Annotated in this window: 25 protein-coding genes, 2 pseudogenes and 7 other annotated features (1 of these 34 running past the window's edge); of the genes and pseudogenes, 16 read left to right on the top strand and 11 right to left on the bottom strand. The window is 50.7% G+C overall.

Translation table 11 applies throughout. The features are described from left to right. Positions 1-1,306: a mobile genetic element, on the top strand (it extends 25 nt beyond the left edge of the window). Beyond that, the gene (locus SF3512) at positions 22-432 is read left to right on the top strand and encodes an IS2 repressor TnpA (RefSeq protein ID NP_709263.3); all 411 of its coding nucleotides are present in this window, start codon (positions 22-24) and stop codon (positions 430-432) included. (Overlaps the previous feature by 411 nt.) Further along, a complete protein-coding gene (locus SF3513) occupies positions 390-1,295 on the top strand; it encodes an IS2 transposase TnpB (protein ID NP_709264.1) in 906 nt (301 codons plus the stop codon). It lies within the feature at positions 1-1,306. Before SF3512 ends, SF3513 begins: the two co-directional genes overlap by 43 nt. On the opposite strand, the gene SF3514 is transcribed toward SF3513, so the two are convergent. After that, positions 1,220-2,107, bottom strand: coding sequence for an outer membrane pore protein (locus SF3514; RefSeq protein ID NP_709265.1), 888 nt, complete (start codon positions 2,105-2,107; stop codon positions 1,220-1,222). The two genes, SF3513 and SF3514, sit on opposite strands and share 76 nt — an antisense overlap. A gap of 20 nt (positions 2,108-2,127) precedes the next feature. On the opposite strand from SF3514, the gene SF3515 reads away from it, so the two are divergent. Both SF3515 and SF3516 read left to right on the top strand, forming a co-directional pair. Then, a complete protein-coding gene (locus tag SF3515) occupies positions 2,128-2,412 on the top strand; it encodes a hypothetical protein (protein NP_709266.1) in 285 nt (94 codons plus the stop codon). 56 nt (positions 2,413-2,468) lie between these two features. Continuing rightward, a complete protein-coding gene (locus SF3516) occupies positions 2,469-3,281 on the top strand; it encodes a hypothetical protein (RefSeq protein NP_709267.1) in 813 nt (270 codons plus the stop codon). 319 nt (positions 3,282-3,600) lie between these two features. Here the strand turns inward: SF3516 and SF3517 are convergent, their stop codons facing one another. After that, a complete protein-coding gene (locus SF3517; RefSeq protein NP_709268.1) occupies positions 3,601-3,924 on the bottom strand; it encodes a hypothetical protein in 324 nt (107 codons plus the stop codon). After that, positions 3,750-4,517 (top strand) — a mobile genetic element. It overlaps the preceding gene by 175 nt. On the opposite strand from SF3517, the gene insB (SF3518) reads away from it, so the two are divergent. After that, positions 3,999-4,502 carry an insertion element IS1 protein InsB gene (gene insB / locus SF3518; protein ID NP_709269.1) on the top strand — a complete coding sequence of 168 codons (504 nt, stop codon included), beginning with the start codon at positions 3,999-4,001 and terminating at the stop codon, positions 4,500-4,502. (Overlaps the previous feature by 504 nt.) Next, positions 4,518-5,081 (bottom strand) — a sequence feature (Similar to Escherichia coli K12 transport system permease gi: 1789669 (369 aa). BLAST with identity of 99% in 187 aa. This CDS has been truncated. The sequence has been checked and is believed to be correct.). Here insB (SF3518) and yhdX read toward each other — a convergent pair. From yhdX to SF3521, 3 genes and pseudogenes are all read right to left on the bottom strand, one after another. Beyond that, a pseudogene (gene yhdX / locus SF3519) lies at positions 4,518-5,081 on the bottom strand. Its footprint overlaps the feature before it by 564 nt. A gap of 49 nt (positions 5,082-5,130) precedes the next feature. Next, entirely contained in the window at positions 5,131-6,048 is a 918-nt protein-coding gene (gene yhdW / locus SF3520; RefSeq protein NP_709270.2) for a substrate-binding transport protein, read from the bottom strand. Between the two features lie 136 nt (positions 6,049-6,184). Beyond that, the gene (locus SF3521; RefSeq protein ID NP_709271.1) at positions 6,185-6,511 is read right to left on the bottom strand and encodes a hypothetical protein; all 327 of its coding nucleotides are present in this window, start codon (positions 6,509-6,511) and stop codon (positions 6,185-6,187) included. Then, positions 6,337-7,104, top strand: a mobile genetic element. (Overlaps the previous gene by 175 nt.) On the opposite strand from SF3521, the gene insB (SF3522) reads away from it, so the two are divergent. Next, positions 6,586-7,089: an insertion element IS1 protein InsB gene (insB, locus tag SF3522; protein NP_709272.1), complete on the top strand. Its 504-nt coding sequence runs from the start codon at positions 6,586-6,588 to the stop codon at positions 7,087-7,089. Its footprint overlaps the feature before it by 504 nt. Before the next feature lie 202 nt (positions 7,105-7,306). On the opposite strand, the gene yhiN is transcribed toward insB (SF3522), so the two are convergent. Then, a complete protein-coding gene (gene yhiN / locus SF3523) occupies positions 7,307-8,506 on the bottom strand; it encodes a hypothetical protein (protein NP_709273.1) in 1,200 nt (399 codons plus the stop codon). Between the two features lie 231 nt (positions 8,507-8,737). Here yhiN and pitA point away from each other — a divergent pair, with 231 nt between their 5' ends. Continuing rightward, positions 8,738-10,237, top strand: a complete 1,500-nt coding sequence (gene pitA, locus SF3524) for a low-affinity phosphate transport protein (RefSeq protein NP_709274.1) — start codon at positions 8,738-8,740, stop codon at positions 10,235-10,237. A gap of 70 nt (positions 10,238-10,307) precedes the next feature. Here pitA and yhiO read toward each other — a convergent pair whose 3' ends face one another. Continuing rightward, a complete protein-coding gene (gene yhiO / locus SF3525) occupies positions 10,308-10,643 on the bottom strand; it encodes a universal stress protein UspB (RefSeq protein ID NP_709275.1) in 336 nt (111 codons plus the stop codon). Between the two features lie 393 nt (positions 10,644-11,036). Between yhiO and uspA the strand changes: the two genes are divergently transcribed. Then, positions 11,037-11,471: a universal stress global response regulator UspA gene (uspA, locus tag SF3526; protein NP_709276.1), complete on the top strand. Its 435-nt coding sequence runs from the start codon at positions 11,037-11,039 to the stop codon at positions 11,469-11,471. A 320-nt stretch (positions 11,472-11,791) separates the two neighbouring features. Then, positions 11,792-13,258 (top strand) — a sequence feature (Similar to Escherichia coli K12 transport protein gi: 1789911 (490 aa). BLAST with identity of 98% in 489 aa. This CDS contains an in-frame stop codon. The sequence has been checked and is believed to be correct.). Beyond that, a pseudogene (yhiP, locus tag SF3527) lies at positions 11,792-13,258 on the top strand. (Overlaps the previous feature by 1,467 nt.) 48 nt (positions 13,259-13,306) lie before the next feature. Here yhiP and yhiQ read toward each other — a convergent pair. Next, positions 13,307-14,059 carry a methyltransferase gene (gene yhiQ / locus SF3528; RefSeq protein ID NP_709277.2) on the bottom strand — a complete coding sequence of 251 codons (753 nt, stop codon included), beginning with the start codon at positions 14,057-14,059 and terminating at the stop codon, positions 13,307-13,309. Between the two features lie 7 nt (positions 14,060-14,066). Beyond that, positions 14,067-16,109 (bottom strand): oligopeptidase A, encoded by a 2,043-nt coding sequence (gene prlC / locus SF3529; protein ID NP_709278.2) that lies wholly within the window; start codon positions 16,107-16,109, stop codon positions 14,067-14,069. A gap of 202 nt (positions 16,110-16,311) precedes the next feature. On the opposite strand from prlC, the gene yhiR reads away from it, so the two are divergent. Both yhiR and gor read left to right on the top strand, forming a co-directional pair. Next, entirely contained in the window at positions 16,312-17,154 is an 843-nt protein-coding gene (yhiR, locus tag SF3530; protein NP_709279.2) for a hypothetical protein, read from the top strand. A 71-nt stretch (positions 17,155-17,225) separates the two neighbouring features. Then, positions 17,226-18,578, top strand: a complete 1,353-nt coding sequence (gene gor / locus SF3531) for a glutathione reductase (RefSeq protein NP_709280.1) — start codon at positions 17,226-17,228, stop codon at positions 18,576-18,578. 897 nt (positions 18,579-19,475) lie between these two features. Further along, positions 19,476-20,243: a mobile genetic element, on the bottom strand. Here gor and insB (SF3532) read toward each other — a convergent pair. Both insB (SF3532) and insA read right to left on the bottom strand, forming a co-directional pair. Beyond that, on the bottom strand, positions 19,491-19,886 hold the full coding sequence (gene insB, locus SF3532; RefSeq protein NP_709281.1) for an insertion element IS1 protein InsB: 396 nt from the start codon (positions 19,884-19,886) through the stop codon (positions 19,491-19,493). (Overlaps the previous feature by 396 nt.) Beyond that, on the bottom strand, positions 19,913-20,188 hold the full coding sequence (gene insA / locus SF3533) for an insertion element IS1 protein InsA (protein ID NP_709282.1): 276 nt from the start codon (positions 20,186-20,188) through the stop codon (positions 19,913-19,915). Its footprint lies within the feature at positions 19,476-20,243. Before the next feature lie 15 nt (positions 20,244-20,258). Between insA and SF3534 the strand changes: the two genes are divergently transcribed. The 5 genes from SF3534 (at position 20,259) to SF3538 (ending at position 24,209) form a co-directional block, all read left to right on the top strand. Further along, positions 20,259-20,588 (top strand): hypothetical protein, encoded by a 330-nt coding sequence (locus SF3534; protein ID NP_709283.2) that lies wholly within the window; start codon positions 20,259-20,261, stop codon positions 20,586-20,588. A 53-nt stretch (positions 20,589-20,641) separates the two neighbouring features. Further along, the gene (arsB, locus tag SF3535; protein NP_709284.2) at positions 20,642-21,931 is read left to right on the top strand and encodes an arsenical pump membrane protein; all 1,290 of its coding nucleotides are present in this window, start codon (positions 20,642-20,644) and stop codon (positions 21,929-21,931) included. A gap of 12 nt (positions 21,932-21,943) precedes the next feature. Then, positions 21,944-22,369, top strand: a complete 426-nt coding sequence (gene arsC / locus SF3536; RefSeq protein ID NP_709285.1) for an arsenate reductase — start codon at positions 21,944-21,946, stop codon at positions 22,367-22,369. A gap of 100 nt (positions 22,370-22,469) precedes the next feature. Then, positions 22,470-23,237, top strand: a mobile genetic element. Next, a complete protein-coding gene (gene insB, locus SF3537; protein NP_709286.1) occupies positions 22,719-23,222 on the top strand; it encodes an insertion element IS1 protein InsB in 504 nt (167 codons plus the stop codon). It overlaps the preceding feature by 504 nt. 15 nt (positions 23,238-23,252) lie before the next feature. After that, complete coding sequence (locus tag SF3538; protein ID NP_709287.2) at positions 23,253-24,209, top strand: hypothetical protein; 957 nt, start codon at positions 23,253-23,255, stop codon at positions 24,207-24,209. Positions 24,210-24,668 lie beyond the last annotated feature (459 nt).

Genomic DNA, 24,668 nt, shown 5'->3' on the forward strand with positions numbered 1-24,668 from the left:
CAACCAGTATCACTTATTTAAGTGATAGTCTTAATACTAGTTTTTAGACTAGTCATTGGAGAACAGATGATTGATGTCTTAGGGCCGGAGAAACGCAGACGGCGTACCACACAGGAAAAGATCGCAATTGTTCAGCAGAGCTTTGAACCGGGGATGACGGTCTCCCTCGTTGCCCGGCAACATGGTGTAGCAGCCAGCCAGTTATTTCTCTGGCGTAAGCAATACCAGGAAGGAAGTCTTACTGCTGTGGCCGCCGGAGAACAGGTTGTTCCTGCCTCTGAACTTGCTGCCGCCATGAAGCAGATTAAAGAACTCCAGCGCCTGCTCGGCAAGAAAACGATGGAAAATGAACTCCTCAAAGAAGCCGTTGAATATGGACGGGCAAAAAAGTGGATAGCGCACGCGCCCTTATTGCCCGGGGATGGGGAGTAAGCTTAGTCAGCCGTTGTCTCCGGGTGTCGCGTGCGCAGTTGCACGTCATTCTCAGACGAACCGATGACTGGATGGATGGCCCCCGCAGTCGTCACACTGATGATACGGATGTGCTTCTCCGTATACACCATGTTATCGGAGAGCTGCCCACGTATGGTTATCGTCGGGTATGGGCGCTGCTTCGCAGACAGGCAGAACTTGATGGTATGCCTGCGATCAATGCCAAACGTGTTTACCGGCTCATGCGCCAGAATGCGCTGTTGCTTGAGCGAAAACATGCTGTACCGCCATCGAAACGGGCACATACAGGCAGAGTGGCCGTGAAAGAAAGCAATCAGCGATGGTGCTCTGACGGGTTCGAGTTCTGCTGTGATAACGGAGAGAGACTGCGTGTCACGTTCGCGCTGGACTGCTGTGATCGTGAGGCACTGCACTGGGCGGTGACTACCGGCGGCTTCAACAGTGAAACAGTACAGGACGTCATGCTGGGAGCGGTGGAACGCCGCTTCGGCAACGATCTTCCGTCGTCTTCAGTGGAGTGGCTGACGGATAATGGTTCATGCTACCGGGCTAATGAAACACGCCAGTTCGCCCGGATGTTGGGACTTGAACCGAAGAACACGGCGGTGCGGAGTCCGGAGAGTAACGGAATAGCAGAGAGCTTCGTGAAAACGATAAAGCGTGACTACATCAGTATCATGCCCAAACCAGACGGGTTAACGGCAGCAAAGAACCTTGCAGAGGCGTTCGAGCATTATAACGAATGGCATCCGCATAGTGCGCTGGGTTATCGCTCGCCACGGGAATATCTGCGGCAGCGGGCTTGTAATGGGTTAAGTGATAACAGATGTCTGGAAATATAGGGGCAAATCCAACCTGCTACGTCCAGTGCTTTAGAATAGGAGTAACCGATGGATGGACGCAGACCAAAGTCGAACTGATATTGCAGAACAGCTTCGAAGTTTTGTGTTTTGTTCACAACATCACCGTCGTCGGAATTCATGTTGTGAGATTCACCGTACATCACAGCAGCATAAACATTGTTAGCGTCATATTTTGTTGACAACGCCCAAACTTCGGCTCTTTCGCCTTTACCATCACCAGACTGCCAATCAGTACGGTCAGAGTTTGCATAAGCACCAGCAAATGAGAAACCGTCAATAGTGTAAGTTGCAGATAAACCATGGCCATCGCCATTTGCTTTGTAGTTGCCTGTACCTTCATTTTTACCCTGATATTGCAGAGCAAAATTTAGACCTTCAACCATGCCAAAGAAATCTGTGTTACGATAGGTTGCAACACCGTTGGTACGGTTGGTCATGAACAGGTCAGTACCAGCCCATGAGTCACCGCCCCACTCAACAAACATATCAGTAAATGCTTCTGCATCATACGCGACACCGACATTACGACTGTAGTCGAATGAACCAAAATCTTTGTAACTCAAACCAGCATATGCCAAACGAGTTTGGTCAGGGTTGTGTCTGTTTGATGCTTCCAGGTCTAGTTCAAACTGACCGTAACCAGTCATTTCAGGGTTGATCTGAGTTTCACCTTTCACGCCTACACGGGCATAAGAGGTATCTTGAGAATTATCGCCTTTTTCACCATTTTCACGGTCGGTCAGAATGCGCTCACTGAATCGCCACGGGTTTAACAGACACCTCAGAGTCATTTAAGATGGCTTAAAGAGAGGTGCCCATGAGCGGTAAGCGTTATCCCGAAGAGTTTAAAACTGAAGCAGTCAAACAGGTTGTTGATCGCGGTTATTCTGTTGCCAGCGTTGCAACACGTCTCGATATCACCACCCACAGCCTTTATGCCTGGATAAAGAAGTACGGTCCGGATTCTTCCACTAATAAAGAACAGTCAGATGCTCAGGCCGAGATCCGCCGTCTCCAGAAAGAGCTGAAACGGGTTACCGACGAACGGGACATATTAAAAAAAGCCGCGGCGTACTTCGCAAAGCTGTCCGACTGAGGTACGCCTTTATCCGTGACAACTCCTGTTGCTGGCCTGTTCGCCTGCTCTGTCGGGTGCTGGATGTTCATCCCAGTGGTTTTTACGCCTGGCTTCAGCAGCCGCATTCACAACGCCATCAGGCAGACCTGAGACTGACAGGACAGATTAAACAGTTCTGGCTGGAATCGGGATGCGTCTATGGTTATCGCAAAATCCATCTGGATCTGCGTGACAGCGGGCAACAGTGCGGAGTAAACAGAGTCTGGAGACTGATGAAACGTGTCGGAATAAAGGCTCAGGTCGGATACCGAAGCCCGCGGGCACGTAAAGGCGAGGCCAGTATCGTGTCACCCAACAGGCTCCAGCGACAGTTCAATCCGGATGCTCCTGATGAGCGTTGGGTAACGGACATAACCTACATCAGGACCCACGAAGGCTGGCTGTATCTTGCCGTTGTTGTTGATCTGTTCTCACGCAAAATTATCGGCTGGTCCATGCAATCCCGGATGACAAAGGACATTGTCCTGAACGCACTGCTGATGGCTGTATGGCGGCGTAATCCCGAAAAACAGGTGCTGGTTCATTCGGATCAGGGCAGTCAGTACACAAGCCATGAGTGGCAGTCGTTCCTGAAATCACACGGCCTGGAGGGTAGCATGAGCCGTCGCGGTAACTGCCATGATAATGCGGTTGCAGAAAGTTTTTTCCAGTTGTTGAAACGTGAACGGATAAAGAAAAAGATCTACGGAACGCGGGAAGAAGCCCGCAGTGATATTTTTGATTACATCGAAATGTTTTATAACAGTAAGCGTCGGCATGGTTCTAGCGAACAGATGTCACCGACAGAATATGAAAACCAGTATTATCAACGGCTCGGAAGTGTCTAGATTATCCGTGGCGATTCATACTCCATCGTAAGCATTACACTTCGTTGCTAACTTATTGAATGCTTGCCAGTCAGAGAGATCTAGTTTGTGGATCTCAACAGTACGTCTGCCATCGCAATTATGATCTCTTCCACGATTTGACAGTAATGTAGCGCGTGCGTATTGATGAAATTTTAATTTTGCTGGTTTGTCGGTGGACGAAAAACGGGGTAAATATGCGGGGAATGAATAAATAGTTGTTGGTAATGTCATTTTATTGTTGCCTGTTTAATGTTTTTACAAATATCGCAGTTGAATGTTCAAAGAAAAAGAATTGATTTTAATAAAAATAAGTTTGTTTTCTGAAGTGGTGAAAATAGCGGATGGTGAAAGATATTAATATCAAAAATCGCTCATCACGGATATAACGATGCACCAGAGAGGGGGGAGATGACTGACAACGCGTTGGTAAGCGAGGTTCGATAACTCGGTAATGCTGCCAACTTACTGATTTAGTGTATGATGGTGATTTTAAGGTGCTTGCGTGGCTTCCATTTCCATCAGATGTCCTTCCTGCTCCGCTACTGAAGGCGTGGTGCGTAACGGCAAAAGCACTGCCGGACATCAGCGCTATCTCTGCTCTCATTGCCGTAAAACATGGCAACTACAGTTCACTTACACCGCCTCTCAGCCCGGTACGCACCAGAAAATCATTGATATGGCCATGAATGGCGTCGGATGTCGCGCCAGTGCACGCATTATGGGCGTTGGCCTCAACACGGTTTTACGTCACTTAAAAAACTCAGGCCGCAGTCGGTAACCTCGCGCATACAACCGGGCAGTGATGTGATTGTCTGCGCTGAAATGGACGAACATTGGGGCTACGTCGGTGCTAAATCACGTCAGCGCTGGCTGTTTTACGCGTATGACAGGATACGGAGGACGGCTGTGGCGCACGTCTTCGGGGAACGCACTCTGGCCACACTGGAGCGTCTTCTGAGCCTGCTGTCGGCCTTTGAGGTCGTGGTATGGATGACCGATGGCTGGCCGCTGTATGAATCACGCCTGAAGGGAAAGCTGCACGTTATCAGCAAGCGTTACACTCAGCGCATTGAGCGACATAATCTGAATCTGAGACAACATCTGGCAAGGCTGGTACGGAAGTCACTGTCGTTCTCAAAATCGGTGGAGCTGCATGACAAGGTCATCGGGCATTATCTGAACATAAAACACTATCAGTAAGTTGGAGTCATTACCATAAACGCAATAAATCCGTCTCCCAGCTGCGGTGACGGAATATAAAGCCCACGATTGCTCAAAAAGGCCAGATCAAACGCGCTCACAGCTTGGCGTGGTCCGGGCAAATTGCGCAACACGGCAAAGTACCAGAAGAAGATTTGCAATATTACGGAAGATCTCAATATAAATTGTGGAAAGCTTTCGTAGCAGCCAGTTATCCGAAAGTCTCGCCAGACCGATAAAGAAGCCCAAAACAGAAGCGAACACAATACACAATGCAGAAACCAGTAGCGTATTGAGTAAGCCGACAATAAAAACGCGTCCGTAGGTGTCGCCCTGCTGGTAATCGATCAAATGCTGGACAATACCGAAGCCAGCGCCGCGATCCAGAAAGGCAAAACCTGAAGTAATGCCACGATTATTGAGATTCGTTACAGTGTTTTGAAATAACCAACCAACAATGCCGACAACAGCAACAACGGCAAGGATCTGGAATAACCAGGCACGAACCGTAGGGTTGGCAAAGGAGAGTGAGCCTTTAACGGTTGAGCGGCGATGAGGCATAGAAACCTCGGAAAGCATAACGCTGAAGAGAGCGCCGCCGTAGCGACGCTCGTTACCTCACACCGACTTAACGCACGGGCGGCGCGTACTGAATACCGCCGTTATTCCAGAGATTATTTTGCCCACGTTTAATTTTCAGCGGGCTTTCTGAACCTACGTTACGCTCAAAAATTTCCGAGTAGTTACTCACCTGTTTGATGATGTTATAGGCCCATTTATTATCCAACTTCAGATCCTTGCCGTAATCGCCTTCTTTACCCAACAGATGTGCCATATCAGGCGTTGCTGGATTAGCCGCTTTTTCATCGACGTTCTGGGAATTGATGCCCATCTCTTCAGCATTTAGCATGGCGAAAAGCGTCCAGCGTACAATCGAGAACCATTCATCATCGCCACGACGAACTACCGGCCCAAGCGGTTCTTTAGAGATAACCTCCGGTAAGACAATCCATTCAGCCGGGTTGCTTAATTTGATGCGCAAGGCATACAGTTGCGACTGATCCGAAGCCAGCGTATCGCAGCGACCAGATTCCAGTGCCTTCGCTGATTCGTCAGAGCGATCGAAAGTCACTGGTGTGTACTTCATATTGTTTGCCTTGAAATAGTCGGCGACGTTGAGTTCGGTATCAGTACCCGCCTGAATACAGACGGTAGCGCCATCCAGTTCTTTCGCGCTTTTTAGCCCCGCTTTATCGTGCGTCAGGAAGCCAATGCCGTCGTAATAAGTGACGCCGGTAAATGCCATTCCCATCCCGGCATCGCGAGATGAAGTCCAGGTCGTATTACGGGAGAGCAAATCCACTTCCCCTGACTGTAAAGCGGTGAAGCGTTCTTTTGCTGTGAGTGGGGTATATTTCACTTTCGTGTCGTCACCAAATACAGCAGCGGCAACACCACGACAAACATCAACATCAATACCTGAAAACTTACCGTCTGCATCGGCATAAGAGAACCTAGGTAATCCATCACTGATCCCGCATTGCACAAAACCTTTTTTCTGAACGGCATCAAGCGTCGCGCCAGCATGCGCCTGATTTGCAACGGCAAGCAGCACGCTGGCGGCAGCCAGTGTGGCTATCATCATCTTTTTCATAATGCTTCCTGTGAGGCGAAAATTATCGTTATAGGACGTTTGGGAAACGTCTTTTACCTGTCTGTGGCCATCCTCTTATAAGCAAAAGTAGTGCCAGCTTTTGCGCACGATTTCGCGTCGCAATAAGCTGAGTGTAGACAGGAAATAATAAAAACAGCGCCCCGCAATGGTGCGAAAATGGGTAATGCTGCCAACTTACTGATTTAGTGTATGATGGTGATTTTAAGGTGCTTGCGTGGCTTCCATTTCCATCAGATGTCCTTCCTGCTCCGCTACTGAAGGCGTGGTGCGTAACGGCAAAAGCACTGCCGGACATCAGCGCTATCTCTGCTCTCATTGCCGTAAAACATGGCAACTACAGTTCACTTACACCGCCTCTCAGCCCGGTACGCACCAGAAAATCATTGATATGGCCATGAATGGCGTCGGATGTCGCGCCAGTGCACGCATTATGGGCGTTGGCCTCAACACGGTTTTACGTCACTTAAAAAACTCAGGCCGCAGTCGGTAACCTCGCGCATACAACCGGGCAGTGATGTGATTGTCTGCGCTGAAATGGACGAACATTGGGGCTACGTCGGTGCTAAATCACGTCAGCGCTGGCTGTTTTACGCGTATGACAGGATACGGAGGACGGTTGTGGCGCACGTCTTCGGTGAACGCACTCTGGCCACACTGGAGCGTCTTCTGAGCCTGCTGTCGGCCTTTGAGGTCGTGGTATGGATGACGGATGGCTGGCCGCTGTATGAATCACGCCTGAAGGGAAAGCTGCACGTTATCAGCAAGCGTTACACTCAGCGCATTGAGCGACATAATCTGAATCTGAGACAACATCTGGCAAGGCTGGGACGGAAGTCACTGTCGTTCTCAAAATCGGTGGAGCTGCATGACAAGGTCATCGGGCATTATCTGAACATAAAACACTATCAGTAAGTTGGAGTCATTACCTAATTTCCTTTGGTTATTCTTTGTGTTTTTTATTTCAGTAATATATATTCTCTGAGAATAAATACACTATAAAATAACCACAACGGCAATAGCGTTAATTCGCTAACAAAACAGCGAGTTAACACCAGAATGTCGGATGCAGAACCGTACCAAAATGACTTAATAACGACATATACAAACGGCTGACGGGAAAACGTCATGGTTATTTCACAATTGACGCCAAATCCTGCGCACAAGCCCATGCACTCGACCACGCCCACTGGAAGTTATAGCCCCCCAGCCAGCCGGTAACGTCCATCACTTCGCCGATGAAGTACAGCCCAGGCACTTTGCGCGCTTCCATCGTCCGTGAAGAAAGTTCGTTGGTGTCCACGCCGCCGAGCGTCACTTCGGCAGTGCGATAGCCTTCAGTGCCGTTGGGTTGTACGCGCCAGTCGGTCAATGTGCTAATCAGTGCCTGTTGGTCACACACGTTGAGCTGTTTTAGCGAAACATCCGGGATTTGCCCGAGTTGCTGTAAGCGTTCAACCAACCGCTTCGGTAGATGAACCGCCAGTGTGTTTTTCAGGCTTTGATTCGGATGTGCGTTACGCTGCTCATTCAGGAAGGTTTCGAGGTCCACATCCGGTAGCAGATTGATACTGACAAATTCACCCGGTTGCCAGTAGCTTGAAATCTGCAACACCGCCGGTCCAGATAAGCCGCGGTGGGTGAAGAGTAAGTTCTCACGGAAAACGGTGCCGTTTTCAGCGGTAATCACGGAAGGCACCGCCACGCCCGCCAGCACCTGTAACTCTTCGAGCAACGGTTTATGCAGAGTGAATGGCACCAGACCCGCGCGGGTCGGCAGCACGTTGAGGCCAAATTGTTCGGCAATCTTATAACCAAACGGCGATGCGCCCAGCCCCGGCATTGACAGCCCACCGGTCGCGATGACCAGCTTTTCGCAACCGACAGTCATGCCGTTCAGATCAAGCGTGAAGCCTGTTTCATCCTTCGCCACACTCAGCACTTCGCTACGCAATCTGAAGGTTACATTGCCCTTCTCGCACTCATCCACCAGCATGTCGACAATCTGCTGCGCGGAGTCATCGCAGAAGAGTTGCCCTAACGTTTTCTCGTGCCAGGCGATACCGTGTTTATTGACCAGATCAATGAAATCCCACTGGGTAAAACGTGCGAGTGCAGACTTACAAAAATGCGGATTCTGGCTCAGATAAGCGCCTGGTTCGACATAAAGGTTGGTAAAGTTGCAGCGCCCACCGCCAGACATAAGGATTTTGCGCCCTAGTATTTTACCATTATCGATCAGCAGAACCCGGCGTCCTACCTGACCTGCCAGCGCAGAACAGAACATACCCGCCGCACCAGCGCCTATAATAATGGCATCAAACCTTTCCACGTTGCGCTCCTCTTAGAAAAAACGGGCGTGAATTGTAAAGATTCCTCAGTGGTCGCACCAGCATCAATATTACTAAAAGGAAGTATTTGCCTGAATTATATAAGATAATTATTTTTTGAGTGAAATCCATACAGGAGGCAAATCAAAAAAAGTCTATATTTCACTTTGCCCGCGCCGCGAAAGTCACTGATAATGCGCCGCGTTCATGTCCTCAAAATGGCGTAACGTCCTATGCTACATTTGTTTGCTGGCCTGGATTTGCATACCGGGCTGTTATTATTGCTTGCACTGGCTTTTGTGCTGTTCTACGAAGCCATCAATGGTTTCCATGACACAGCCAACGCCGTGGCAACCGTTATCTATACCCGCGCGATGCGTTCTCAGCTCGCCGTGGTTATGGCGGCGGTGTTCAACTTTTTGGGTGTTTTGCTGGGTGGTCTGAGTGTTGCCTATGCCATTGTGCATATGCTGCCGACGGATCTGCTGCTTAATATGGGATCGTCTCATGGCCTTGCCATGGTGTTCTCTATGTTGCTGGCGGCGATTATCTGGAACCTGGGTACCTGGTACTTTGGTTTACCTGCATCCAGCTCTCATACGCTGATTGGCGCGATCATCGGGATTGGTTTAACCAATGCGTTGATGACCGGGACGTCAGTGGTGGATGCACTCAATATCCCGAAAGTATTAAGTATTTTCGGTTCTCTGATCGTTTCCCCTATTGTCGGCCTGGTGTTTGCTGGCGGTCTGATTTTCTTGCTGCGTCGCTACTGGAGCGGCACCAAGAAACGCGCCCGTATCCACCTGACCCCAGCGGAGCGTGAAAAGAAAGACGGCAAGAAAAAGCCGCCGTTCTGGACGCGTATCGCGCTGATCCTTTCCGCTATCGGCGTGGCGTTTTCGCACGGCGCGAACGATGGTCAGAAAGGCATTGGTCTGGTTATGTTGGTATTGATTGGCGTCGCGCCAGCAGGCTTCGTGGTGAACATGAATGCCACTGGCTACGAAATCACCCGTACCCGTGATGCCATCAACAACGTCGAAGCTTACTTTGAGCAGCATCCTGCGCTGCTCAAACAGGCTACCGGTGCTGATCAGTTAGTACCGGCTCCGGAAGCTGGCGCAACGCAACCTGCGGAGTTCCACTGCCATCCGTCGAATACCATTAACGCGCTCAACCGCCTGAAAGGTATGTTGACCACCGATGTGGAAAGCTACGACAAGCTGTCGCTTGATCAACGTAGCCAGATGCGCCGCATTATGCTGTGCGTTTCTGACACTATCGACAAAGTGGTGAAGATGCCTGGTGTGAGTGCTGACGATCAGCGCCTGTTGAAGAAACTGAAGTCCGACATGCTTAGCACCATCGAGTATGCGCGGGTGTGGATCATCATGGCGGTCGCGCTGGCGTTAGGTATCGGTACGATGATTGGCTGGCGTCGTGTGGCAACGACTATCGGTGAGAAAATCGGTAAGAAAGGCATGACCTACGCTCAGGGGATGTCTGCCCAGATGACGGCGGCAGTGTCAATCGGCCTGGCGAGTTATACCGGGATGCCGGTTTCCACCACTCACGTACTCTCCTCTTCTGTCGCGGGGACGATGGTGGTAGATGGCGGCGGCTTACAGCGTAAAACCGTAACCAGTATTCTGATGGCCTGGGTGTTTACCCTTCCGGCTGCGGTACTACTTTCCGGCGGGCTGTACTGGTTCTCCTTGCAGTTCCTGTAATCGTACGCACCAAAACGAGCGGGTCAGTTTACTGGCCCGCTTTTTTTATACGTTATTATTGCTGAAGTGCTTAATGCCAAATCATCAATGCAATCAGGCTGACCACCACCAGACCACACAATGCGCTAGTCAGAATAAACTGCCGACGCACCCGCTCACAGCGGCGAATAAACTCATCATCGTGATGATCGCGATAACGTTGGGCATAGATATACCAAACGAGACGCACCTGTTTGTTGGGTTGGCCATGTGAGGTAAAAAAGCCCCCTCCATCAACATATTGATAGAGCAATGGATCGCAGTTACGCAGTACCACTAACAACGCGCGTAGTGATGAGAAATAGCGCGCCATGTTAACAATGCAAACGACACATAAAGCCCAAAATAATGCGACGGTGCTTATCATACCTCCTCCCCGGCGACCTGCCCGCGGAGTTCCACCCCGGGGCTACCGCTCCCGATACGCTGCCAATCAGTTAACACCAGGTCCTGGAGAAACCGCTTTTGTGGTGACCAACATCCGAGCGGCTCTATAGATAGTGTAGGAGATCAGGTTGTTTTTTTTCCAGAAGGTTAACCACTATCAATATAATATTCATGTCGAAAATTTGTTTATCTAACGGGTAAGCAAGGCGGATTGACGGATCATCCGGGTCGCTATAAGGTAAGGATGGTCTTAACACTGAATCTTTACGGCTGGGTTAGCCCCGCGCACGTAGTTCGCAGGACGCGGGTGACGTAACGGCACAAGAAACGCTAGCTGGCCAGTCATCGACAACTTTATGGAAGGAGTAACACTATGGCTTATAAACACATTCTCATCGCAGTCGATCTCTCCCCGGAAAGCAAAGTTCTGGTAGAGAAAGCAGTCTCTATGGCTCGCCCCTACAATGCGAAAGTTTCTCTGATCCACGTAGATGTAAACTACTCTGACCTATACACCGGGCTTATTGATGTGAATCTGGGTGATATGCAGAAACGCATCTCTGAAGAGACACATCATGCGCTGACCGAGCTTTCCACTAATGCAGGCTATCCAATCACTGAAACCCTGAGCGGCAGCGGCGACCTAGGCCAGGTTCTGGTCGATGCAATCAAGAAATACGATATGGATCTGGTGGTTTGTGGTCACCACCAGGACTTCTGGAGCAAACTGATGTCTTCCGCACGTCAGCTGATCAACACCGTTCACGTTGATATGCTGATTGTTCCGCTACGCGACGAAGAAGAATAATCATCCCTCCACGACGTGTTCCTGAACGCCCGCATATGCGGGCGTTTTGCTTTTTGGCGCGCCTTGTTACCTGATGCAGCGTAAACCCCTTATCTGGCCTACGATCTGCGTACGCAATCAAAATCTCCTGCCAATACAAAATTTAACACCATCATATTTTCCATCATTAGTGTGATCAGCTGGTTATTTTCTGTTGTAATAGTGTATTAATCTATTCACCGCATCAATATTAAGAATCTCTGACAGATGTAAACTTTTTCGCGCGTTATCCCTTACGCGTTCATACTTTTCAGGATGGTATTGGAAGGTTAATAAATATTAATACAACAACACCCATGGGGATGCTGCAGCAACCTCGCCCATTTTTCATGATCTTTTTTGTCGAGTTATGGGAGCGATTCGGCTACTACGGCGTGCAGGGCGTACTGGCGGTTTTCTTCGTTAAACAGCTTGGATTCTCGCAAGAGCAGGCTTTTGTCACTTTTGGTGCTTTTGCTGCACTGGTCTATGGCCTCATTTCCATTGGCGGCTATGTCGGCGACCACCTGTTGGGGACCAAACGCACCATTGTTCTTGGAGCACTTGTGCTGGCGATTGGCTACTTCATGACCGGCATGTCGCTACTTAAGCCTGACCTGATTTTCATCGCCCTGGGGACTATCGCTGTCGGTAACGGCCTGTTTAAAGCTAACCCAGCCAGCTTGCTTTCGAAGTGCTATCCGCCGAAAGATCCGCGGCTTGATGGCGCATTCACCCTGTTCTATATGTCGATCAATATCGGCTCGTTGATAGCGTTATCGCTGGCCCCTGTGATCGCTGATAGATTCGGTTATTCAGTCACCTACAACCTGTGCGGGGCGGGGTTAATTATCGCATTACTGGTTTACATCGCCTGTCGTGGAATGGTGAAAGACATTGGTTCTGAACCCGACTTCAAGCCGATGAGCTTCAGCAAACTGTTGTACGTATTACTTGGCAGCGTGGTGATGATCTTCGTATGTGCATGGCTGATGCACAACGTAGAAGTCGCCAATCTGGTGCTGATTGTTCTCTCCATCGTCGTCACTATCATCTTCTTTCGTCAGGCATTCAAGCTGGATAAAACCGGGCGCAATAAAATGTTTGTCGCCTTTGTCCTGATGCTCGAAGCGGTGGTGTTTTACATTCTCTACGCCCAGATGCCAACATCGCTGAACTTCTTTGCCATCAACAACGTGCATCATGAAATTCTCGGTTTTTCCATCAACCCGGTCAGCTTCCAGGCGCTTAACCCGTTCTGGGTGGTACTCGCCAGCCCAATACTGGCAGGCATTTACACGCATCTGGGTAACAAAGGCAAAGACCTCTCGATGCCGATGAAATTTACTCTCAGCATGTTTATGTGCTCACTGGGCTTTTTGACGGCTGCTGCTGCGGGAATGTGGTTTGCGGATGACCAGGGGCTGACATCGCCATGGTTTATCGTGCTGGTGTATTTATTCTAGAGCCTGGGTGAATTGTTTATTAGCGCCCTTGGCCTGGCGATGATTGCTGCCCTGGTGCCGCAGCATTTGATGGGCTTTATTCTCGGGATGTGGTTCCTGACGCAGGCTGCCGCGTTCTTGCTGGGCGGCTATGTGGCAACATTTACCGCGGTGCCGGACAACATTACCGATCCGCTTGAGACGTTGCCCGTCTATACCAACGTGTTTGGTAAGATTGGTCTGGTCACGCTGGGCGTTGCAGTAGTGATGCTGTTGATGGTGCCGTGGCTGAAACGCATGATTGCGACGCCGGAAAGCCATTAATTATTCTTGCAGAAAGCAGGGTAGCGTTATCGCTACCCTGCTTTACTTTTACACTGGCGTACCTGCATAGATATCAAAGCGATGCCCTTTAGTCACAACCGCGTTTGGCGTGGCGACATTCGCCAGCGGTGGCGCGTAGTCCGGGCGCTTTACCACCACGCGTTTGGTCGCCAGCAAGCGTGCAGGCTCCAGTAATCCATCGGCATCAAGATCCGGCCCCACCAGCGACTGAAAGACACGCATCTCTTTTTTCACCAGCGCGCTTTTCTGCTTATGCGGGAACATCGGATCGAGATAGACCACCTGCGGGCGTGGGGTAATATCGGTTAGCGCCGTCAGGCTGGAGGCGTGAATTAACTGCAACCGCTCCTGCAACCAGCCGCCGATTTCCGCATCCGCATAACCACGCGCCAGGCCGTCGTCGAGTAGCGCGGCAACCACTGGATTACGCTCCAGCATCCGCACGCGGCAGCCGACTGAAGCCAGTACAAAGGCATCGCGCCCCAGCCCTGCGGTGGCGTCCACCACATCCGGCAAATAATCGCCTTTAATGCCCACCGCTTTCGCCACCGCCTCACCGCGACCACCGCCGAATTTGCGTCGGTGCGCCATCGCTCCGCCAACAAAATCAACAAAGATGCCGCCAAGTTTTGGCTCATCACGCTTGCGCAATTCCAGATGTTCCGGCGTTAACACCAGCGCCATCAGGTTGTCTTCATCGTGCTCCAGCCCCCAGCGGGCCGCCAGAACAGATAAGGCGCCGTCTCCGGCGCCTGTTTCATCAATTAAGCAGATTTTCACTGAATGATCAGCCCTTAATGCCGTAATGCTCCAGCATCGCATCCAGCTGCGGTTCACGACCACGGAAGCGTTTGAACAGATCCATCGGCTCTTCTGAACCGCCACGGCTCAGAATGTTGTCGAGGAACGACTGCCCGGTTTCACGGTTGAAAATGCCCTCTTCCTCAAAGCGCGAGAAAGCATCTGCCGCCAGTACGTCAGCCCACAGGTAGCTGTAGTAACCTGCCGCATAACCACCGGCGAAAATATGGCTGAAAGCGTGCGGGAAACGGCCCCAGGACGGAGATGGCACCACGGCAACCAGTTTCTTGATTTCTGCCAGAGTTTCGAGGATTTTTGCCCCCTGATCCGGGCGGAACTCGGCATGAAGGCGGAAATCAAACAGGCCGAACTCCAGCTGACGCAGAATAAACAGCGCCGCCTGGTAGTTCTTCGCCGCCAGCATTTTATCCAGCAACTCTTTCGGCAGCGGTTCGCCGGTTTCATAGTGACCAGAGATAAACGCCAGCGCCTCCGGCTCCCAGCACCAGTTTTCCATAAACTGACTCGGCAGTTCGACCGCATCCCACGGCACACCGCTGATACCGGAAACACCAGCGGTTTCGATGCGGGTCAGCATATGGTGCAGGCCGTGACCGAACTCGTGGAACAGGGTGATCACTTCGTCGTGAGTGAACAGCGCCGGTTTACCATTTACCGGGCGGTTGAAGTTACAAGTCAAATACGCGACCGGTTTTTGCAGAGAACCATCAGCTTTACGCATCTGGCCTACGCAGCCATCCATCCACGCCCCGCCGCGCTTGTTTTCACGGGCATACAGATCGAGGTAGAAGCTGCCGCGCAGTTCGTTATTTTCGTCATACAGTTCGAAGAAACGTACATCCGGATGCCAGACATCAACATCTTTACGCTCTTTAGCGGTGATGCCGTAAATACGTTTCACCACTTCAAACAGGCCGTTAACCGCTTTGTTTTCCGGGAAGTACGGACGCAGCTGCTCGTCGCTGATGCTGTAGAGGTGCTGTTTCTGTTTTTCGCTGTAGTAAGCGATATCCCACGGCTGCAACTCATCGACACCAAATTCGGCTTTAGCGAAGGCACGCAGTTGCTCCAGCTCTTTTTCGCCTTGCGGACGCGCGCGTTTTGCCAGATCGGTTAAGAAATCCAGCACCTGCTGCGGGTTTTCTGCCATTTTAGTGGCAAGGGATTTAAAGGCGTAGTTTTCAAAGCCCAGCAGTTGCGCCAGTTCGTGACGCAGCGCGAGGATCTCTTCCATCACCTTGCTGTTATCCCACTTACCGGCATTCGGGCCTTGATCGGAGGCGCGGGTGCTGTAAGCGCGATACATCTCTTCGCGCAGAGCCTGGTTGTCGCAGTAGGTCATTACCGGCAGGTAGCTTGGGATATCCAGCGTCAGCAGGTAGCCTTCCAGCTCTTTCGCTTCGGCCTGGGCTTTTGCCGCAGCCAGCGCGCTTTCTGGCATCCCCGCCAGCCCCGCTTCGTCGGTAACGAGTTTGGTCCAGCCCATCGTCGCATCGAGGACGTTGTTGCTGTACTGGTTGCCCAGTTCAGAAAGACGGGTAGCAATTTCGCCGTAACGCTGCTGTTTCTCTTTCGGCAGACCTATGCCAGAGAGTTCAAAATCACGCAGGGCGTTATCAACCGCTTTCTTCTGCGCCGTGTTCAGCGTGGCGTAATGATCGCCATCGCGCAGGTCGCGGTACGCTTTATACAGCCCTTCATGTTGCCCTACCCAGGTGCTGTATTCCGACAGCAGCGGCAGGGTTTGTTCGTACGCTTCACGCAGTTCCGGGCTATTTTTCACCGAGTTCAGGTGGCTGACCGGGGAGAAGATACGCCCCAAAACATCGTCCACTTCCGCCAACGGCTGGCAGAGATTTTCCCAGGTGTACGGTGCCCCTTGCGCTACTACGCGCTCCACATTTTCGCGGCAGTCGTTCAATGCCTTAGTCACGGCTGGAACGACATGTTCCGGGAGAATTTTAGAAAACGGAGGCAATTCAAAGGGAGTCAGTAACGGATTCGTCATTAGCGCAGTCCTGGTTAAAGAGGTTAAGGAAGCGCTCAACAGGCGCTTTACATAATGTGTGTAGCATGGGGTTAAGTGTAGTGAATTTCAATGAGAAACGTTACGCTTTCGCGGCGGCGGCCTCTTTTCGGTATACTGTCCTGATAGGCTTTTGTGCGCCCCGAATACGGGCCAATTTTTACTTACCGGAACACCTTTACCCATGCTCAGTTATCGCCACAGCTTTCACGCTGGCAACCACGCCGACGTCCTTAAACATACCGTTCAGAGCCTGATCATCGAGTCGCTGAAAGAGAAAGATAAACCGTTTCTCTATCTCGACACCCACGCAGGGGCCGGGCGTTATCAGTTAGGTAGCGAACATGCCGAGCGTACCGGCGAATATCTCGAAGGTATCGCCCGTATCTGGCAGCAGGACGATTTGCCCGCAGAACTGGAGGCGTACATCAATGTGGTAAAACACTTCAACCGTAGCGGCCAGTTGCGTTACTACCCCGGTTCGCCGTTGATTGCTCGCCAGCTACTGCGCGAACAAGACAGCCTGCAACTGACCGAACTGCACCCGAGCGATTACCCGTTGCTGCGTTCTGGATTTCAGAAAGACAGCCGTGCACGCGTCGAAAAAGCCGACGGTTTCCAGCAACTTAAGGCCAAACTGCCGCCGGTTTCTCGCCGTGGTTTAATCCTTATCGACCCGCCGTATGAAATGAAAACTGACTATCAGGCGGTGGTCAGCGGGATAGCAGAAGGTTACAAACGTTTCGCCACTGGCACTTACGCATTGTGGTATCCGGTGGTGCTGCGCCAGCAAATTAAGCGCATGATCCACGACCTGGAAGCGACCGGCATTCGCAAAATTCTGCAAATTGAACTGGCGGTGCTGCCAGACAGCGATCGCCGTGGCATGACCGCTTCCGGCATGATTGTGATTAACCCGCCGTGGAAGCTGGAACAGCAGATGAATAACGTGCTGTCGTGGCTGCACAGCAAACTGGTTCCGGCAGGTACCGGGCACGCCACCGTAAGCTGGATCGTGCCGGAGTAATTGCAGCCATTGCTGGCACCTATTACGTCTCGCGCTACAATCGCGGTAATCAACGATAAGGACAATATGTCATGACTAAACACTATGATTACATCGCCATCGGCGGCGGCAGCGGCGGTATCGCCTCCATCAACCGCGCGGCTATGTACGGCCAGAAATGCGCACTGATTGAAGCCAAAGAGCTGGGCGGCACCTGCGTGAACGTCGGCTGCGTGCCGAAAAAAGTGATGTGGCACGCGGCGCAAATCCGTGAAGCGATCCATATGTACGGCCCTGATTATGGTTTCGATACCACCATCAACAAGTTCAACTGGGAAACGTTGATCGCCAGCCGTACCGCCTATATCGACCGTATTCATACTTCCTATGAAAACGTGCTCGGTAAAAATAACGTTGATGTAATCAAAGGCTTTGCCCGCTTCGTTGATGCCAAAACGCTGGAAGTTAACGGCGAAACCATCACGGCCGATCATATTCTGATCGCCACCGGCGGTCGTCCGAGCCACCCGGATATTCCAGGCGTGGAATACGGTATTGATTCCGATGGCTTCTTCGCCCTTCCTGCTTTGCCAGAGCGCGTGGCGGTTGTTGGCGCGGGTTACATCGCCGTTGAGCTGGCTGGCGTGATTAACGGCCTCGGCGCGAAAACGCATCTGTTTGTGCGTAAACATGCGCCGCTGCGCAGCTTCGACCCGATGATCTCTGAAACGCTGGTCGAAGTGATGAACGCCGAAGGCCCACAGTTGCATACCAACGCCATCCCGAAAGCGGTAGTGAAAAATGCCGATGGTAGCCTGACGCTGGAGCTGGAAGATGGTCGCAGTGAAACGGTGGATTGCCTGATTTGGGCGATTGGTCGCGAGCCTGCCAATGACAACATCAACCTCGAAGCCGCTGGCGTTAAAACCAACGAAAAAGGCTATATCGTCGTCGATAAATATCAAAACACCAATATTGAAGGTATTTACGCGGTGGGCGATAACACGGGTGCAGTGGAACTGACACCGGTGGCAGTTGCAGCGGGTCGCCGTCTCTCTGAACGCCTGTTTAATAACAAGCCGGATGAGCATCTGGATTACAGCAACATTCCGACCGTGGTCTTCAGCCATCCGCCGATTGGTACTGTTGGTTTAACGGAACCGCAGGCGCGCGAGCAGTACGGCGACGATCAGGTGAAAGTGTATAAATCCTCTTTCACCGCGATGTATACCGCCGTCACCACTCACCGCCAGCCGTGCCGCATGAAGCTGGTGTGCGTTGGGCCAGAAGAGAAGATTGTCGGTATTCACGGCATTGGCTTTGGTATGGACGAAATGTTGCAGGGCTTCGCGGTGGCGCTGAAGATGGGCGCAACCAAAAAAGACTTCGACAATACCGTCGCCATTCACCCAACGGCGGCAGAAGAGTTCGTGACCATGCGTTAAATGTTAAAGGGCTAAGAGTAGTGTGCTCTTAGCCCTTAATTACGTTTCCGCTATCAGTTCAGAAGCTGAAGCAGAAAGCGGATCAGTTCCAGCAGCGCAATTAACGCCCCAAGAACGATGATTGCTTTATCAATCACCCGTTTTCTCCATGCGATGGAGTGAGAATGCATCCGCTTACTCATCCACTGCCTGTCACGGCGCATGCCTCATTGTTAGATGTGGGCAATCTCACTCCGGCCAGAGCATCAGTTAACGGCACCACCCGTACTTCTGACCAGGACTTTGAAAGCGTTTATGCGCATTGCCAGAGTGAAAATGCCTCAGAGCTAACTGGATAATCATACAGTGTAATTAGGCTAAATAACCAGCATAACCTTGCAATAGTTTCAGTATGGTATTAGCATTGATGCGTTAGATGATGGCATTCTCACTCCAGCCAGAGCCACCAACTCTGGGCTGAAGAGTAAAAAAACCGACGCGAAGTCGGTTTTTTTACGTCCGGATTCGGACAAGGCTTGGTACGGCAGCGACCCGATGAAAGTATATAAATCCTCTTTCACCACCATGTATAGCAAACTGTCCCTTCTCCAGCTGAAGAAATCGCTAACGCTTGCAATATTAGCCACTGGCTAATAGTATTGAACCGTTAGATGTGGGCATTCTCACTCCAGCCAGAGCCACCAACTCAGGCTGAAGAGTAAAAAACCGACGCAAAGTCGGTTTTTTTACGTCCTGATTCAAACCGCCTTTCAAATGAATAGCCAACTCAAAATTCACACCTATTACCTTCCTCTGCACTTACACATTCGTTAAGTCATATATGTTTTTGACTTATCCGCTTCGAAGAGAGACACTACCTGCAACAATCAGGAGCGCAATATGTCATTTCTGTTACCCGGTAATGACTCCAACTTACTGATAGTGTTTTATGTTCAGATAATGCCCGATGACCTTGTCATGCAGCTCCACCGATTTTGAGAACGACAGTGACTTCCGTACCAGCCTTGCCAGATGTTGTCTCAGATTCAGATTATGTCGCTCAATGCGCTGAGTGTAACGCTTGCTGATAACGTGCAGCTTTCCCTTCAGGCGTGATTCATACAGCGGCCAGCCATCCGTCATCCATACCACGACCTCAAAGGCCGACAGCAGGCTCAGAAGACGCTCCAGTGTGGCCAGAGTGCGTTCACCGAAGACGTGCGCCACAACCGTCCTCCGTATCCTGTCATACGCGTAAAACAGCCAGCGCTGACGTGATTTAGCACCGACGTAGCCCCAATGTTCGTCCATTTCAGCGCAGACAATCACATCACTGCCCGGTTGTATGCGCGAGGTTACCGACTGCGGCCTGAGTTTTTTAAGTGACGTAAAACCGTGTTGAGGCCAACGCCCATAATGCGTGCACTGGCGCGACATCCGACGCCATTCATGGCCATATCAATGATTTTCTGGTGCGTACCGGGCTGAGAGGCGGTGTAAGTGAACTGTAGTTGCCATGTTTTACGGCAATGAGAGCAGAGATAGCGCTGATGTCCGGCAGTGCTTTTGCCGTTACGCACCACGCCTTCAGTAGCGGAGCAGGAAGGACATCTGATGGAAATGGAAGCCACGCAAGCACCTTAAAATCACCATCATACACTAAATCAGTAAGTTGGCAGCATTACCCTGTTACCCATCCAATTGTTCAAAATTCTTGCTGATGAAACCCGTCTGGGCATCGTTTTACTGCTTAGCGAACTGGGAGAGTTATGCGTCTGCGATCTCTGCACTGCCCTCGATCAGTCGCAGCCCAAGATATCCCGCCATCTGGCATTGCTGCGTGAAAGCGGGCTATTGCTGGACCGCAAGCAAGGTAAGTGGGTTCATTACCGCTTATCGCCGCATATTCCAGCATGGGCGGCGAAAATTATTGATGAAGCCTGGCGATGTGAACAGGAAAAGATTCAGGCAATTGTCCGCAACCTGGCCAGACAAAACTGTTCCGGAGACAGTAAGAACATTTGCAGTTAAAAATTTAGCTAAACACATATGGATTTGCACATGTGTTTTATCCGGGAGGCATTATGTTACTGGCAGGCGCTATCTTTGTCCTGACCATCGTATTGGTTATCTGGCAGCCGAAAGGTTTAGGCATCGGCTGGAGTGCAACGCTCGGCGCGGTACTGGCGTTGGTTACGGGCGTGGTTCATCCGGGTGATATTCCGGTGGTGTGGAATATCGTCTGGAACGCGACGGCGGCGTTTATTGCCGTCATTATCATCAGCCTGCTGCTGGATGAGTCCGGCTTTTTTGAATGGGCAGCGCTGCACGTTTCACGCTGGGGCAATGGACGCGGTCGCTTGCTGTTTACCTGGATTGTCCTGCTCGGTGCCGCCGTTGCGGCCCTGTTTGCCAATGATGGCGCGGCGCTTATTTTGACGCCGATTGTCATCGCCATGCTGCTGGCTTTAGGATTCAGTAAAGGCACGACGCTGGCGTTCGTGATGGCGGCCGGATTCATTGCCGATACCGCCAGCCTGCCGCTTATTGTCTCCAACCTGGTGAATATCGTTTCCGCTGATTTCTTTGGCCTCGGCTTTCGCGAATACGCCTCGGTGATGGTGCCGGTGGATATCGCCGCGATTGTTGCCACGCTGGTGATGCTACATCTCTATTTTCGCAAAGATATTCCGCAGAACTACGATATGGCGCTGCTGAAATCTCCCGCAGAAGCGATCAAAGATCCTGCTACGTTCAAAACTGGCTGGGTTGTTTTACTGCTTCTGCTGGTGGGATTTTTCGTCCTGGAACCGCTCGGCATTCCGGTGAGCGCCATTGCAGCTGTGGGCGCACTGATATTATTTGTCGTCGCTAAACGCGGTCATGCGATTAATACGGGTAAAGTCCTGCGCGGTGCCCCCTGGCAGATTGTCATCTTCTCGCTCGGCATGTATCTGGTGGTTTATGGCCTGCGCAATGCCGGATTAACGGAATATCTTTCTGGCGTACTCAACGTGCTGGCGGATAACGGCCTGTGGGCCGCGACGCTCGGCACCGGATTCCTCACCGCCTTCCTCTCTTCTATTATGAACAATATGCCGACGGTACTGGTTGGCGCGTTGTCCATTGATGGCAGCACGGCATCTGGCGTTATCAAAGAAGCGATGGTTTATGCCAACGTGATTGGCTGCGATTTGGGGCCGAAAATTACCCCGATTGGTAGCCTGGCAACGCTGCTCTGGCTGCACGTACTTTCGCAGAAGAATATGACTATCAGCTGGGGATATTACTTCCGTACAGGGATTATCATGACCCTGCCTGTGCTGTTTGTGACGCTGGCTGCGCTGGCGCTACGTCTCTCTTTCACTTTGTAATGAGATACTGATATGAGCAACATTACCATTTATCACAACCCGGCCTGCGGCACGTCGCGTAATACGCTGGAGATGATCCGCAACAGCGGCACAGAACCGACCATTATCCATTATCTGGAAACTCCGCCAACGCGCGATGAACTGGTCAAACTCATTGCCGATATGGGGATTTCCGTACGCGCGCTGCTGCGTAAAAACGTCGAACCGTATGAGGAGCTGGGCCTTGCGGAAGATAAATTTACTGACGATCGGTTAATCGACTTTATGCTTCAGCACCCGATTCTGATTAATCGCCCGATTGTGGTGACGCCGCTGGGAACTCGCCTGTGCCGCCCTTCAGAAGTGGTGCTGGAAATTCTGCCAGATGCGCAAAAAGGCGCATTCTCCAAGGAAGATGGCGAGAAAGTGGTTGATGAAGCGGGTAAGCGCCTGAAATAAAGCGGCGATATCCACTGCCGATAGTTGGTAAAGTGCGCTTTGTTTATGTCGGATGCGACGCTAACGCGTCTTATCCGACCTACAAAACCGTGCAAATTCAGGTAATGCTGCCAACTTACTAATTTAGTGTATGATGGTGATTTTAAGGTGCTTGCGTGGCTTCCATTTCCATCAGATGTCCTTCCTGCTCCGCTACTGAAGGCGTGGTGCGTAACGGCAAAAGCACTGCCGGACATCAGCGCTATCTCTGCTCTCATTGCCGTAAAACATGGCAACTACAGTTCACTTACACCGCCTCTCAGCCCGGTACGCACCAGAAAATCATTGATATGGCCATGAATGGCGTCGGATGTCGCGCCAGTGCACGCATTATGGGCGTTGGCCTCAACACGGTTTTACGTCACTTAAAAAACTCAGGCCGCAGTCGGTAACCTCGCGCATACAACCGGGCAGTGATGTGATTGTCTGCGCTGAAATGGACGAACATTGGGGCTACGTCGGTGCTAAATCACGTCAGCGCTGGCTGTTTTACGCGTATGACAGGATACGGAGGACGGTTGTGGCGCACGTCTTCGGTGAACGCACTCTGGCCACACTGGAGCGTCTTCTGAGCCTGCTGTCGGCCTTTGAGGTCGTGGTATGGATGACGGATGGCTGGCCGCTGTATGAATCACGCCTGAAGGGAAAGCTGCACGTTATCAGCAAGCGTTACACTCAGCGCATTGAGCGACATAATCTGAATCTGAGACAACATCTGGCAAGGCTGGTACGGAAGTCACTGTCGTTCTCAAAATCGGTGGAGCTGCATGACAAGGTCATCGGGCATTATCTGAACATAAAACACTATCAGTAAGTTGGAGTCATTACCGCCGCAGAGATGTTTGTGTTTCTCGCCGTCGAGCTTTCGTTGCTGTTTATAGTGATTAGTGCCGGTGTCAGCCTGATAAGACAAAAGGTGCCAGACCATAAAATCCAGCAGATGATGGGGGCCAGAAAAGGGAGAGGCTATCTCCTGGCTGCTCTGTTGGGAGCCGTTACCCCGTTCTGTAGTTGCTCGACAATACCCATGTTACGTGGATTGTTGTCAGCGAAAGCCGGGTTTGGTCCGACTCTCACTTTTTTATTTGTTTCACCATTACTTAATCCCATTATCGTCGGACTAATGTGGATGACCTTTGGTTGGAAAGTCACCTTGTTGTACGCGATTATCGCAGCCGGCGTCTCCGTTCTTGCCAGTATTATCCTGGATTCTCTGGGGTTTGAACGTCATATCATTGCCAGTAAAAGCTCATCAGCAAATTGTTGTGCTCCAGCAAAAACTTCGCCGGGAACGACATATACGCCCATAAAAGTGAGTTGTTGTAGTCCAGCGGCTAAAGCCATTGAGAACCCCGTAGTTACCTGTTGCAGTACCAAAGCTGTAGTAAGTATTAATCCCATAAAACTAGCCACCAAAGATGCGTTGCAACAGTTTAAAGATGTACTGCCATATCTTTTGTTAGGAGTATTAATAGGATCTTTTATTTATGGCTTTATTCCCTCAGCGTGGATTGCCGCTCATGCAGGAGCAGATAATCCCTTCGCCATCCCATTAAGCGCCGTTGTCGGTATTCCGCTGTATATCCGGGCTGAGGCGGTTATCCCTCTGGCATCTGTTCTGATGACAAAAGGAATGGGTCTGGGAGCATTAATGGCATTAATCATCGGCAGTGCCGGCGCAAGCCTGACGGAAGTGATATTACTTAAATCAATGTTCAGAATGCCGATGATAGCTGCATTCCTGACGGTTATATTAGGTATGGCTATCTTGATGGGCTATTTGACTCAATTGCTATTTTAAATAGATGCCAGCAGTAAACTATAAGATGCATAGTTAGTGCCATATCCTTCTAAGTAGAAAATCATAGACAGGATAATCCTTAAAAATCACAAATGATTTAACTAATGCATTGAGAATGATGACGGCTCGGTCAACAAGTCATCAACAGACAATAACCACGTAATCATGCTTCTCTGACATTTTATCGGAGAAGCAATGACTCTTTGTCTCAGTACCCTCCTCCTTTTTAAAAGGCAGATTTCAGTCGCTAATACAACACATTTTTAAATACACTTTAACCTGGTTCATTATTACACATCTAAAACATCACAAAAATATTACTTCACACACTATCGGAGAACATAATAACTTTTTAAAATGAGCGTTTTTTGATAGTTGTTAACGTTTTCCTTTACGATACTATCACTGCCCTTTTTTTATACACAAATATTACCGGGTGGAAATGAAAGGGAATTTAAA

The organism is Shigella flexneri 2a str. 301 (assembly GCF_000006925.2).
In the GTDB taxonomy this organism is placed as follows: domain Bacteria; phylum Pseudomonadota; class Gammaproteobacteria; order Enterobacterales; family Enterobacteriaceae; genus ECMA0423.